The sequence below is a fragment of the Hymenobacter sp. genome (genome assembly GCF_035709525.1).
Lineage (GTDB): Bacteria > Bacteroidota > Bacteroidia > Cytophagales > Hymenobacteraceae > Hymenobacter.
Genome location: NZ_DASTEP010000113.1, coordinates 1 through 13,337, shown reverse-complemented (window position 1 = coordinate 13,337; position 13,337 = coordinate 1). Strand labels below are relative to the sequence as shown.

The 13,337-nt window shown below is 63.1% G+C and carries 8 protein-coding genes; 6 read left to right on the top strand and 2 right to left on the bottom strand.

Annotation, left to right across the window (positions count from 1 at the left end):
* Positions 1–122: 122 nt before the first annotated feature.
* Positions 123–3,077: a leucine--tRNA ligase gene (locus VFO93_RS09505; RefSeq protein WP_325134130.1), complete on the bottom strand. Its 2,955-nt coding sequence runs from the start codon at positions 3,075–3,077 to the stop codon at positions 123–125.
* 760 nt (positions 3,078–3,837) lie between these two features.
* Here VFO93_RS09505 and VFO93_RS09500 point away from each other — a divergent pair.
* Complete coding sequence (locus tag VFO93_RS09500; protein ID WP_325134129.1) at positions 3,838–4,587, top strand: LEA type 2 family protein; 750 nt, start codon at positions 3,838–3,840, stop codon at positions 4,585–4,587.
* A gap of 391 nt (positions 4,588–4,978) precedes the next feature.
* On the opposite strand, the gene VFO93_RS09495 is transcribed toward VFO93_RS09500, so the two are convergent.
* Entirely contained in the window at positions 4,979–5,977 is a 999-nt protein-coding gene (locus VFO93_RS09495; RefSeq protein WP_325134128.1) for a hypothetical protein, read from the bottom strand.
* Between the two features lie 293 nt (positions 5,978–6,270).
* Between VFO93_RS09495 and dnaG the strand changes: the two genes are divergently transcribed.
* From dnaG to VFO93_RS09470, 5 genes are all read left to right on the top strand, one after another.
* Positions 6,271–8,346, top strand: coding sequence for a DNA primase (gene dnaG / locus VFO93_RS09490; RefSeq protein WP_325134127.1), 2,076 nt, complete (start codon positions 6,271–6,273; stop codon positions 8,344–8,346).
* A gap of 118 nt (positions 8,347–8,464) precedes the next feature.
* On the top strand, positions 8,465–9,484 hold the full coding sequence (locus tag VFO93_RS09485; protein WP_325134126.1) for a potassium channel family protein: 1,020 nt from the start codon (positions 8,465–8,467) through the stop codon (positions 9,482–9,484).
* Between the two features lie 167 nt (positions 9,485–9,651).
* Complete coding sequence (locus tag VFO93_RS09480; RefSeq protein WP_325134125.1) at positions 9,652–10,815, top strand: glycosyltransferase family 1 protein; 1,164 nt, start codon at positions 9,652–9,654, stop codon at positions 10,813–10,815.
* Between the two features lie 23 nt (positions 10,816–10,838).
* Complete coding sequence (locus VFO93_RS09475; protein ID WP_325134124.1) at positions 10,839–12,116, top strand: glycosyltransferase family 4 protein; 1,278 nt, start codon at positions 10,839–10,841, stop codon at positions 12,114–12,116.
* A complete protein-coding gene (locus tag VFO93_RS09470) occupies positions 12,113–13,312 on the top strand; it encodes a glycosyltransferase (protein ID WP_325134123.1) in 1,200 nt (399 codons plus the stop codon). Before VFO93_RS09475 ends, VFO93_RS09470 begins: the two co-directional genes overlap by 4 nt.
* Positions 13,313–13,337: the final 25 nt, after the last annotated feature.

The following is a 13,337-nucleotide window of genomic DNA, read 5'->3' as shown; positions in this document are numbered from 1 at the left end:
CGCTTCTTGCTTTACCCTTTGCTTTGGTCATGCTGAGCTTGCCGAAGCATCTCTACCGCACCGTTTGGACGAAGCGGTAGAGATGCTTCGGCAAGCTCAGCATGACGGGTGTAAGCCGAATGTTACACCACTACGTTGACCATGCGACCGGGCACTACCACCACTTTCTTGGGCGCTTTGCCCTCGGCGAAGCGGGTGAGGAAGTCCGATTCCAGAACCGCAGCCTCGATTTCGGCGGCGGTAGCGGTGGCGGCAAACTGCCGCTGCTCGCGCACCTTGCCGTTGATGGCTACGGGGTAAGTCACGTTGGCCTCCACCAGGTACTCTTCGCGAAACTCGGGGTAGGCGGCGAAGCTGATGCTCTCGGCGTGGCCCAGCTCGTGCCACAGCTCCTCGGCCAGGTGCGGGGCAAAGGGCGAGAGCAGCACCACGAGCGGCTCCAGCACGGCGCGCTTGCGGGTGCCGAGGGCGGTGAGCTCGTTCACGGCAATCATGAAGGTGCTCACGCTGGTGTTAAAGCTGAACTTCTCGATATCCTGCGCCACCTTCTGGATGACGCGGTGCAGGGTCTTCAGCTCGGCGGGGCTGGCGGCCTCATCGGTCACGGCCAGCGCGCCGTCTTCGGGGTGGAAGAGGCGCCAGAACTTCTTGAGGAACGTGGCTACGCCGCTGATACCGTTGGTATTCCAGGGCTTGAACTGCTCTAGCGGGCCAAGGAACATTTCGTAGAGGCGCAGCGCGTCCGCACCATGTTTCTTAGTCAGTATGTCGGGATTAACAACGTTGTACTTCGACTTGGACATTTTCTCAATTTCCCAGCCGCAGGTGTATGCGTCAGAATATCTGATAAATTCTGCCTCATCCAAATTGCCAAGGTGAGAATCTGTTCTAAAAAGATACTCGTCTAATATGTCGTCAACAACATGCGATACATTAGCATTAAGAGGCGTAGCGAAATCAGATTGTCCATAAGGAATGGAACATGTTTCTACTCCACCAAGCAAGCCGAAGCGGTTTGCTAGCCTTTTTTGAATAAGAATAAGTTGTTTTTTAAACGTTTCTTCTTCTGGCTTGCCTTTGTAATCCTCTTTGCTGAGGACATCAACAATTTGCTTTGAAACAAAGATGGGGGGAGCCTTTAATTTAAGCTCATCGTTGTCCCACTCTATTTTCAACCGATACACAAAGTTCGACCGGCCCAGAATCATCCCTTGGTTAATCAGCTTTTGGAAGGGCTCATTGGCCGTGACCAGGCCTAGGTCCTTCAAAAACAGGTACCAGAAGCGGGAGTAGAGCAGGTGGCCGGTGGCGTGCTCGGCGCCGCCCATGTAGAGGTCAACCTGGCCCCAGTATTTCTCCACATCTTCGCCCACGAAGCGGTCGGCGTTGTGCGGGTCCATGTAGCGGAGGTAGTACCAGCTGGAGCCGGCCCAGCCGGGCATGGTGCTCAGCTCAAACTCGTACTGGCCCTTGTACTTCCAGTCTTTGGCGCGGCCTAGCGGGGGCTCGCCGGTTTCGGTGGGCTTGTACTCGTCGATTTCGGGGAGCACGAGCGGCAGGTCGGCCTCGGCCACGCCGTAGGCGGTGCCGTCTTTGTAGTAAATCGGGATGGGCTCGCCCCAGTAGCGCTGGCGGCCAAAAATGGCGTCGCGCAGGCGGAAATTCACCTTACCCTTGCCGAGGCCCTTCTCTTCGAGGTAGGCGATGAGCGTGGCGGTGGCTTCCTTGTAGCCCAGGCCATTCACGATGCCCGAGTTGATGTAGCGGCCTTCCTTGGTGGGGTCAGCCTGCTGGTCGAGGTCCTTCTGAGCGTCCGAAATGGCCGGGATGGGCAGGTCGAAATGCTTGGCGAAGAGGTAGTCGCGCTGGTCGCCGCTGGGCACGGCCATCACGGCGCCGGTGCCGTAGCCGGCCAGCACGTAGTCGGCCAGCCAGATGGGCACGGGCGTGCCATCGACGGGGTTCTGGGCATACGCGCCCGTAAACACGCCCGATACGGTTTTAACGTCGGCCATGCGGTCGCGCTCCGAGCGGCGCTTGGTGGCGGCGATGTATTCATCCACCGCCCCGCGCTGGGCGGGCGTGGTGAGGGTATCGACCAGCTCGTGCTCGGGGGCCAGCACCAGGAAGGTCGCACCATAGATGGTATCGACGCGCGTCGTATACACCTTAATCACCGTGCCTTCGTGGTCCTGCACCGGGAAGCTCACCTCGGCCCCGATGCTCTTGCCAATCCAGTTGCGCTGCATCTCCTTCACGGCGTCGGGCCAGTCGAGGGTATCGAGGCCTTGCAGCAGGCGGTCGGCGTAGGCTGTGATGCGCAGATTCCACTGCGGCATGAGGCGGCGCTCGACGGGGTAGCCGCCGCGCTCCGAGAGGCCGTCTTTCACCTCGTCATTACTCAGTACAGTACCCAGCGCGGCGCACCAGTTCACGAAGGTATCTTGCTGATACGCCAGGCGGTAGGGGAGGAGGGCGGCGAGCTTTTGCTTCTCGCTCATCATCTGCCACTGGCCGGCCGTGAAGTCGTGGCGCTCCTCGTCATCGCCAGCGGCGCGGATGCCTGCGCTGCCGCCCTCGGCAAACTTGGCGATGAGCGCGCTCACGGGCTCGGCCCGGTCGGTGTCGAGATTATACCAGCTATTGAACAGCTTGAGGAAAATCCACTGCGTCCACTTGTAGTAGCTGGGGTCGGAGGTGCGCACCTCACGCTCCCAGTCGTAGCTGAAACCCAGCTGCTGAAGCTGCCGGATGTAGGTTTCGATGTTCTTCTCGGTGGTCACGGCCGGGTGCTGGCCGGTCTGGATGGCGTACTGCTCGGCGGGCAGGCCAAACGAGTCGAAACCCATGGGGTGCAGCACATTGCGGCCTTGCAGGCGCTGGTAGCGCGATACAATATCGGAAGCAATGTAGCCCAGCGGGTGCCCCACGTGCAGCCCCGCCCCCGAGGGGTAAGGGAACATGTCGAGCACGTAGTACTTGGGCTTGTCAGAATTATTATCGGCGCGGAACGTGTGGTGCTGCTGCCAGTGGGCTTGCCACTTCTTTTCAATCTCTTGCGGGCGGTAGGCGGGCATTTGCTAGGCTGGTTGAATCGCGCAAAGCTACGAAAAGCGTAGCGCGGACTTTTAGTCCGCCCGTGAAGGCCGTGAATAGCGTTAGCTATGCCTCTTTCAACCAGCCACTCACCGCAGACTTAAAGTACGCACTACCTTTGCCGCACTGTGCGGTAGTCTCCCGCCAACCACGGTGCCTTTCGACAGCTTCGGCTGAAAAAAGGCGAAGCCCGTGGTTGCAGCCACGGGCTTCGAAGTGGGTGTTCTTTCTCCCCATTAACTCGAACGTCTATGGAGAAAAAACCAAACAGGGACGGTGATTACATAGTAATTACCGTCAGGCTCCCGACTAAGCTGCTGTTGCAGCTCGGTCGCTGGATACTGGTAGCCAGCAGCCTATACGTGCTGCTGCACAAGTAACCGATAGCCGGCAGGGAGGGTTCGCGCCCTTCCTGCTTGGGCTGCATACCGAGTTCAGCCGCCGGAAGTTGCGCAAAGATGCAACGGGCCGAGCAAAAAGTGGAAAGGTTAGGGCTAAATAAGCTGGCTGCTAGTACGCAGCCGACACAAGGGTGTGGCCGGCCGCTAAGAAGCTGGCGGCTTGTGCTTTGGTTCTAATCCGTATACGCGGGCAACGTGGCAGCCCTGACGCGCTTGATAAGCTGAAGCGCTACCTGCCACCCAAATGAAGCTGCGTGCGCAAGAAAGGGTGTGCGCAACTATTTGGAAGATTGTTAGTAAAAGGTCCGGAATACTCCAACTTTCTTTCCATCCTCTCCCCATGTTTTTCTCTTTCTTACCCAGCCGCCGTGCGGCGGTGCAGGCCGTGGCCGGCCTGGTAGCAGTGGCCAGCTTCAGCCAGTGCGGCATCAGTGAGCAGGTGCAGCAGGCCAAGGCCTTCAAAGATGTCGATGTGCGCCTGGCTTCGATAGACCAAGCCACCATTGCGGGCGTAAACGTGCTGAACACGCGCCAGGCCCCCGACCTCGGCACCGCCGAGCGGGCGCTGCTGCTGGCCGCCGCCACCGCCGGCAACGTGCCCCTGCGCATGCGCGCCAACCTGGAGTTTCGCAACCCCAACTCCGAAACCGCCGCGCTCAACGAGTTCGACTACATCGCCCTCATCGACGGCAAGGAGGTAGCCAAGGGCCGCACCAGCCAGCGAATCGAGGTGCCTGCCAACGGCGGCGTCACCACGGCCCCCGTGCTGGTGAATAGCAACCTGCGCGACGTGCTGGGTGACAAAACGGGCGAAAGCCTGGCCGACTTTGCCCTCGGCCTCGCCGACCGCGACCGCCAGCCCCTGCGCTTCACGCTCAAGATTAAGCCGACCTTCATCACCAGCAGCGGCAAGCGCATCTCGCCCCCCGGCTACTCCAAGGTAGAAAAGGAGTTTACCGCCGCTCAGGCCCTCGATGCGGCCACCCGCCCCGAGCCGTCGCCGGCTCCGCGCCCCGGCGACGTGCCGCCCCCGCCGCCCACTCCGCGCCCCAACGGTGCTCCCGAGCCGTCGCCGGCCCCGCGCCCCTAGTTCGCCGCCTCAGCTAGGCCGAGGAGTCCTATAAAAATGTAAAAGCCGCCCGGTCAAGTAATTGGCCGGGCGGCTTTGCGTTGGGCACCAAGCCGTTTATCGTTGGCTTGGCAAAGGCAGGAGGTATTGAGCTCTACTTTGGTACGTTGTTGAAAAGCCGGCCGGCTAGTAGCGCGAACTTTGTAGTTCGCGCCCCCACGCCGCCAGGAGGGGGCAATCGGCACAGAGGCGCAAACTACAAAGCTCGCGCTACTCCTAACCTATCGAAGCAGCGTTAAAAACCTTTGAAGGTGAAAGCTTTAAAAAGCAAAGAAGCCCAGCCAACTGAATGACCGGGCTTCTGCTGTAAAATTTGGCTGCGAGAGTCTCGCCGCAACGGGCCTCCGCCGTGCTACGCGGCCACTACCACCGAGCGCGGGGCGGCGCGGCGGCCCCCAAAGGCGGCGGCCCCGGCCCCCAGACCCAGGCCCAGCGCCATCATCAGGGCGGCCTTAGAGAGGCCGGCAGCGGCCTTGTCGCCGGTTTCGCGGGCCACGGCTTCGGCTTTCACTTTGGCCTCGGCCAGCTTGGCCTGGCCGGCTTTGGCGGTTGCAATCCAGTTATCGACAATCTGTTCTGACTCGGCGCGGCTCTTGCCGGTGCGCTTCATCACTACGTTCACGGCCGCGTCGCGGTCGGCGGCGTTGCCGATGCCGCGCGCCTCATCACCGAGGCGGTCGATTACGTCGTCGAAGTTGTCGTCGGCGGCCTGGGGGTTGGCCGCGCTCTGGCCGGCGGCGTCTTTGGCCTCGCGGCCGGCAGTTTTGGCTTGGCGCTCCAGGGCTTCGGGGCTCAGCTCGGCTTTGCCGGTTTGGCGCAGCAGCAGGCGGGCTTCGCGTTTCACGTCGTTGAGGTCGATGCCGCGCTCTTTGAGCTCGCCTTTAATGGCTTCGCCCGCTTGCGGGGCCACGGCAGCAATGCCGCTGCCCACACCCGACAGTGCCCGGCCGGCTACGCCCGTGACGCCGCCGATGATGCGGCCCACGGCCGTGGTGAGCAGGTAAAACGTGAACAGCGTGACCACCGACCACGTGAGCAGGCCGTGCAGCAGGCCATCGGTGGGGCGGGGCATGCCGGCCAGGCGGCCGGCCACCGAGGCCCCCAGATACAGCGAAATCAACATGCTAACCACCCACCAGATGGCCGCCCCGACGCCGATGCCGGCCATGGGGTCTTGCTCGGTGAGCGGGTCGATGGTGCCCAGACCGATGCCCAGGCCCAGCAAACTCAGGGCCAGCTGAAGCACGAGGGCCAGCACGGCGCCGGCCAGAATAGCGCCCCACGAAATGCGCTTGAGCGCTACCACCGGGGTCGTGGTAGTGTGCAGATGAGTGTCGGAATGTGGTGTCATGCGGTGTGGATAAAAAGAGTGAGCATGTCGCAGCTAGCCGGTGGCCGCCGTTTGTAAAAAATCAAGACCAGATAGCCTTGTGAAGTAGCCCACATACGGCGATAAGCTGGACGGGTTAATGAAAAAGCTTGAGTAATGCCCTATGTAGCTGGCTGATTGAGTAACTACTAGCGCGCGTAGCAGCGGCTGGGCCGCCCGGTGCGGGGCCGGTGGGCGAGCGGTAAGAGGTGCCTGGGGACCGCAAGCCCCCGCCGCGCCGGCGGGCGTAAATTTGACGGCCTTAATTCTCTGCCGTGGCCCGCATTCCGAAAGAAATAATTGACCAGATTTACCACACCGCCGACATTCTGGAGGTGGTGGGCGACTACGTGCCCCTCAAGCGCAACGGGCAAAACTATTGGGCCTGCTGCCCGTTTCACAACGAAAAATCGCCCTCGTTTTCGGTAGCGCCGGCCAAGGGCTTCTACAAGTGCTTCGGTTGCGGCAAGTCGGGCAACGTGGTCAACTTCGTAATGGACATCGAGGGCAGCAGCTACCCCGAAGCCCTGCGCGCGTTGGCCAAAAAGTACGGCATCGATATTCCCGAAGTCGAAGAGCGCACGCCCGAAGAGCAGCTGCGCCAGAACGAGCGCGACTCGCAGTACATCGTAAGCAACTGGGCCAAAGACCACTACCACGGCCTGCTGCTCAAAACCGAGGAAGGCATGGGCGTGGGCTACGGCTATTTGCGTGAGCGCGGCTTGAACCTGGGTACCATCCAAACCTTCGAGCTGGGCTACTCGCTTGACCAGTGGGACGACCTGCTGAAGAGCGCCGAAAAGGCTGGCCACCAGCTCAAGTACCTCGAAAAAACCGGCCTCGTGGTGCAGCGCCAAGACGACCAGGGCCAGGACACCGGCCGGCGCTACGACCGCTTCCGGGGGCGCGTCATGTTCCCGATTCACAACGTGAGCGGGCGCGTGGTGGGCTTCGGGGCGCGCACCCTGAAGCGCGACGACAAGATGGCGAAGTATCTCAACTCGCCCGAGTCGGAGATTTACCACAAGTCGGACGTGCTCTACGGCTTGTTTCAGGCCCGGCAAAGCATTCGCTCCGAGGAGCTGTGCTACCTCGTGGAGGGCTACCTCGATGTGCTGAGTTTGCACCAGGGCGGCATCAAAAACGTGGTGGCTTCGTCGGGCACCTCGCTCACCGAAGGCCAGATTCGCCTCATCAAGCGCTACACCGACAACGTGACAGTGCTCTACGACGGCGACGCGGCGGGCATCAAAGCTTCGCTGCGCGGCATCGACCTGCTGCTCGAAGGCGGCCTCAACGTGCGCGTGGTGCTCTTTCCCGACGGCGATGACCCCGACAGCTACATCCGCAAGGTGGGCGACCAGCGCTTTGCCGACTACGTCGAAAGCCAGAGCCAGGACTTCATCGCCTTCAAAACCACGCTCGTGGCCCGCGAGGCCAGCGCCGACCCTATCCGGAAGGCCGAGGCCATCCGGGAGGTGCTGCAAAGCATTGCCAAAGTGCCCGATGGCCTCAAGCGCCAGGTGTTTTTGCAGCAAACGGCCGTGACGTTTGGCTTTGATGAGCAGGTGATTATCACCGAATACAACAAGCTCCTCAAATCCCCGGCCGCCGGTAAAAGCAGCGCGCCGCCGCCCGCCCCGCGCCCGGCTGCCCCATCTGCTCAGCCGGCCAGCCCGTCGGCGCTGGCCGCCGCCAACCCGCGCCCGCTCACGCCCGAGGAGGAAATTGAGATGGCCATGTACGGGGCCACCCACGGCTCGGAAGAAGAAGCCGCGCAGCTCGCCGGCCCCGAGCCCGGCCTGGCCGAGCTGGCCGCCCCGCTCGACGTGCTGACCCAGTGCGAGCAGGCCGTGCTGCGCCTGCTGGTGCTGTATGGCCCGCACGAGGTGCAGGAGGGGGTATCGGTGGCGCACTACCTGCTGAGCCAGCTCGAAGGTACGCCCCTGCAACACCCGCTCTACGCCCGGCTGTGGGCCGAGTGCCGCGAGGCCTTTTTGCAAGGCCAGCTGCCCGATTTGCGCCTGCTGGCCCACCACGAAGATGCGGCCATCCGCAGCCTGCTGGCCGACTTTGCCACCGAGCGCTACGACCTCAGCCCCAACTGGCGCATCAAGGACATCTACGTGCCTACCGAGCTGAATTTGATTCAATTGGCCTGCGATAATGCCATTTTGCGCCTCAACAAGTGCCACGTGCAGCGCGAGCGCCAGCAGTGCCTGACCCAGCTGCAAGACAGCCACCTCGACAGCAACGAGCAGCTCAACGTGCTGCTGCGCTACAATGAACTAACCAAGCTCGACGGCCAGCTGGCGCAGCTGCTGGGCACGGTAGTGGCGCGTAATTCGTGATTAAGTATGCATTCGCGCAGTGTCTCGCAGTGTTAAAACGCAGTGTTTCGCGGTGTTTGCTAGAGTAGCACTGCGGAACACTGCGCTTTAACACTGCGAGACACTGCGCGAAAAATATATGCTAAAGCAACTCAATCTTTCGCGCCTCTGGCTGGCCCTTGGGCTGCTCTTCTTCAGCTTTGCCGTGGGCGTGGGCGGCTTTATGCTGCTCGAAAATTACCCGCTGGTCGATGCGTTTTACATGACCGTCATCACTGCCTCTACGGTGGGCTTTGGCGAGGTGCGGCCGCTGTCTGATGTGGGGCGGCTGTTTACGTCGTTTTACATTCTGTTTAATTTGCTGGTGGTGGCCTACCTCGTGTCGGTGCTCACTACCTATATTTTTGACGGCGAGCTGCGCCACCTCTTTCGCATGATTCGCGCCGACCAGGAAATCAAGAGCTTCCGCGACCACGTCATCGTCTGCGGCTTTGGGCGCAACGGCTACAAGGCCTACGACGAGCTGCGCCACAGCGGCACCCGCGCCGTGGTAGTCGAGCAAAACCAGGCCCTGCTGGCCGCCGCCGCCGAGGCCGGCCACCGCCAGATTCCGGCCGTGCTCGGCGACGCCACCACCGAAATTGCCCTGCGCCAGGCCGGTATCGAACACGCCCGCGCCCTCATCACGGCCCTGCCCAAAGATGCCGACAACGTGTTCGTGGCCCTCACCGCCCGCGAGCTGAATCCGCGCATCACCATCATTGCCCGGGCCAGCGCCCGCAGCAGCGTCAGCAAGCTCCTTTCGGCCGGGGCCAACTCGGTGGTGCTGCCCGACGAAATCGGCGGCTCGCACATGGCCAACCTCATCATCCGCCCCGAAGTCATCAAGTTTCTGGACATGATTTCGGGCCTCGACCCCAACAAGCTGCGCCTCGAAGAGCTGCCCTTCAACGAGCTGAAAGCCGCCCTGCGCGGCCAAAGCATCCGCGAGCTCGACGTGCGCTCGCGCACCGGGGCCACCATCATCGCCCTGCGTCGGGGCCAGGGCGGCGAGCTCGAAGTGAGCCCCGCCGCCGACTACCGCCCCGCCACCGGCGACGTGCTGCTCGTGCTCGGCAACGAAAGCCAGATTCAGGCCCTGCACCAGCAGTATAAATGAGAAGGCGAAGAAGGGAGAAGAGTAAAACGTCCGTCATGCTGAGCGCAGCGCAGCGGAGTCGAAGCATCTCTATCGGAGTACTAACTTCTTACATCTAGCAACGAAGCGGTAGAGATGCTTCGGCTCCACTACGCTGCGCTCAGCATGACGGACGTTTTTCAAAGTCAATGAACATTGCCGTTACTACCCGTTTCCTCCTGCCCGGCGGCCACCTCGAAGGGCTGGGCCGCTACACCTACGAAACCCTGCGCGAGCTGGTGCGCCAGCACCCCGACTGCACGTTTCACTTCCTCTTCGACCGGGCTTTTGACAAGCGCTACCTTTTCGGCCCCAACGTGGTGCCGCACGTGCTCTACCCCCCGGCCCGCCACCCGCTGCTGATGCTGGCCTGGTACGAGGGCGCGGTGGCGTGGTGGCTGCGGCGGCACCGTCCGGCCGCGCTGCTCTCGCCCGAGGGCTTCACGGTGCTGGGCACCCGCACGCCCCGCGTCACGGTGCTGCACGACCTGGCCTACCTGCACCGCCCGCAGGACGTGGCCGGCCTCATGCAGCGCTACTACACGCACTTTATGCCGCGCTTTGCCCGCGCCGCCGAGCAGGTAGTGGCCGTGTCGGAGGCCACCCGCGACGACATCGCCCAGCAGTTTGGCTTGCCCGCCGAAAGCATAAAAGTGGCCTACAACGCGCCCGCCGCCCATTTTCAGCCGCAGCCCGCGGCGCGGCAGGCGGCCGTGCGGCAGCAGTTCAGCCAGGGGCGGCCGTATTTCCTGTTTGTGGGGGCCTTGCAGCCGCGTAAGAATCTGGGTAATCTGCTGCGGGCCTTTGGCTTGTTTAAGGAGAAAGGCGAAAATACCGACACGCAGCTGCTCATCGTAGGCCGCGAGGCGTGGCGGGCCGGGCCAATTTTTGAGGCCTACCAGGCGCTGCCGCCCGCGGTGCAGGCGGCCGTGCATTTCACGGGCCGCGTGAGTGAGGGCGATTTGGCGGGCCTCTACGGGGCGGCGCTGGCTACGGTATACGTGCCTTTCTTTGAAGGCTTTGGCTTGCCCGTGGTGGAGGCGCAGGCCAGCGGCTGCCCGGTGCTCACGTCCAACCTATCGTCCTTGCCCGAGGTGGCAGGTGGCGCGGCGGGGGCCTTGCTCTGCGACCCCAACGCGCCGGCTGACATTGCCGAAGGATTGGCTCAACTCAGTCAAGACGCCGCCTTGCGCGCGCGCCTGCAAGCGGCCGGGCTGGAGAATGTGCGCCGCTTTGCCTGGGCGCGCAGTGCGGAAGTGCTGTGGCAGGCCGTGCAGGCGGCCATTGCGTGGCGGGCATCGGCCCGAGCATAGTGCGGGCAGTATCTTCGCCGGCCATGCATGTTCTGCAAGTTTGTTACCGCGTGCCGTACCCGCCCCACGATGGCGGGGCCATCGGCGTTTACGAGATAATCCGGGGCGTGAGCGAAGCCGGCCACCGCGTGACGGTGCTGGCCGTGAACACCCCCAAACACCACCAGCCGCCCACCGCCCTCGACCACCTCGGGCCCAACGTGCGGATGCTGACCGTAGATGTGGACACGCGCCTTTCGCCCTGGAAGGCGCTACGCAATTTGCTCGGACTCGGCCTCACGTACAGTTTTAACGCCCTGCCTTACAACGTAGAACGTTTCGTAAGCCCCGCGCTCGAAGCGAAGTTGGTTGGCGTGTTAAAAAGCGAAACGTTCGACGTAGTTCATTTCGACAGCACCTTTGTGGCCTGGTACGCGGGCGTGGTGCGCCGCGCCCAGGCGGCCGGGCAACTGCCGGCCGGGCCGCCGCTGGTGCTGCGGGCGCACAACGTGGAGTATGTAATTTGGGCGCGGCTGGCTGGGCGCGAGCGCAACCCGCTCAAAAAATGGTACTTGCAGCACCTGGCCGAGCGCATCAAGGGCTTCGAAACCTGGATGCTAAGCCAGGTCGACGCCGTGGCCGCCATCACGCAGGAAGACGTGGACCGGCTGCGTGAGCTGGGCTGCCCCGCGCCGGTAGCCATCGTACCCGCCCCGGCCAACACCAGTCGCTTCCGCCCCGACCCCGCCCGCCGGCCGCAGCCGCGCTCGCTGTTTATGCTGGGCTCGTTGAACTGGCTGCCTAACCTGGAGGGCGTCGAGTGGTTTTTGCGCGAGGTGTGGCCGCAGGCCCACCGCGAGCTGCCCGAGCTGACCCTGCACATTGCGGGCACCGCGCCGCCCGCCCACCTCACCAGCCGCCCCGAGGGGCAAGACAACGTCTTCATCCACGGCTTCGTGGAGTCGGCCCCCGACTTTATGCAGACCTACGACCTGATGCTGGTGCCCCTGCTGAGTGGCGGCGGCATGCGCGTTAAAATCGTGGAGGGCATGGCCTTGGGTAAGGCTATTCTGAGCACCAGCATCGGGGCCGAAGGCATTGACGCCCAGGACGGCGCGGAAATATTATTGCGTGACGGGGCCGCCGCCTGGCTCGACGCCCTGTGCGACTACTACCATGGCCGCCTGCCGCTGGCCGCCATTGGCGCGGCGGCGGCCGAGGTGGCGCAGGCCCGCTACAGCACCGAGGCCGTGGCCCAGGGCTTCGTGGCCCTGTACCAGCAGGCCATCGCGGCCCGGCAGCCGGCCCCCGTGGCTTCATGAGCTGGCTGCTGAGCGTATTAGTGCTGCTGAGCGGCGGGCTGGTAGCGTATTCCTACGTCGGCTTTCCGTTGCTACTGAAGTATTTGAGTAGGGGCAAAGCTCTGCCCGGCCCGGTATTCGCGCCCGACACGTCCGAGCTGCCGGCCGTGGATATTCTGCTGGCTGCCCACAACGAAGAAGAAGTAATCGAGCAGAAAATCCGGTCTACGTTCGCTACCACCTACCCGCTAGCCAAGGTGCGCCTGCTGGTCGGCTCCGACAATTCCAGCGACCAAACCAATGCCCTGCTGCAAAAGCTGGTTGCCGAGTTTCCGCAGCTGCATTTCACCGCTTTTGCCGAGCGCCAGGGCAAGCCCGGCGTGATGCAGCACCTCTCAACCCAGGCCACCGCGCCCGTGCTGGTGCTGACGGATGCCAACGTGTTTTTCGGGCCCGATACGCTCTACGAGCTAGTGAAACACTTCGCTAACTCGCAAGTAGGTTTGGTGGGTGCAGGCGTGCTGGCCCCACCCGCGCTGCCCGGCACCGGGGCGGGCGTCACGACCCAGGAAAGCACCTACCTGGCCCGCGAAAACCACTTCAAATACCAGGAGAGCCTGATTTGGGGGGCGGCGATGGGCGCGCACGGCGGGGCTTTCGCGGTGCGGCGGGCAGCCTATACGCCCGCGCCGGTGGGCTTCGTGGTAGATGACTTTTTTATCTCAATGGCCGCCTTGCGCGCCGGCTACCGGGTGCTGCTAAACCCCGCCGCCCGCGCCACCGAAGACGTGGGCGACCACGCCGCCGAGGAGTTTCGGCGCAAGGCCCGCATCTCGGTCGGTAATTTTCAGAACCTGCACGAGTTCAAAGCCTTGCTGTGGCCGCCGTGGCGGGGGGCGGCGCTGGCCTTCTGGTCGCACAAGGTACTACGGTGGCTCACGCCCCATTTGCTACTGCTGAGTTTGGCTACCAATGTGGCGCTGGTGGCGCGGGGCGGCGGCTGGTTTTGGCAGCTGGCGCTGGCGGGGCAGCTGGGGCTGCCGCTGCTGGGGCTGCTGGGCAGGGTGCTGCCGCTGGCCGGGCTGCGCTTCGTGGGGCACTTTTACTACATGAACCTGGCGCTGCTGGTGGGCTGGTGGCGCTATGTGCGCGGGCAGCGCTCGGCGGTGTGGCAGCCCACGGCGCGCAATCAGCAGCAAGTTGCGCGGACTTTGTAGTCCGCGTGCGTTGGCGAGCACCCTG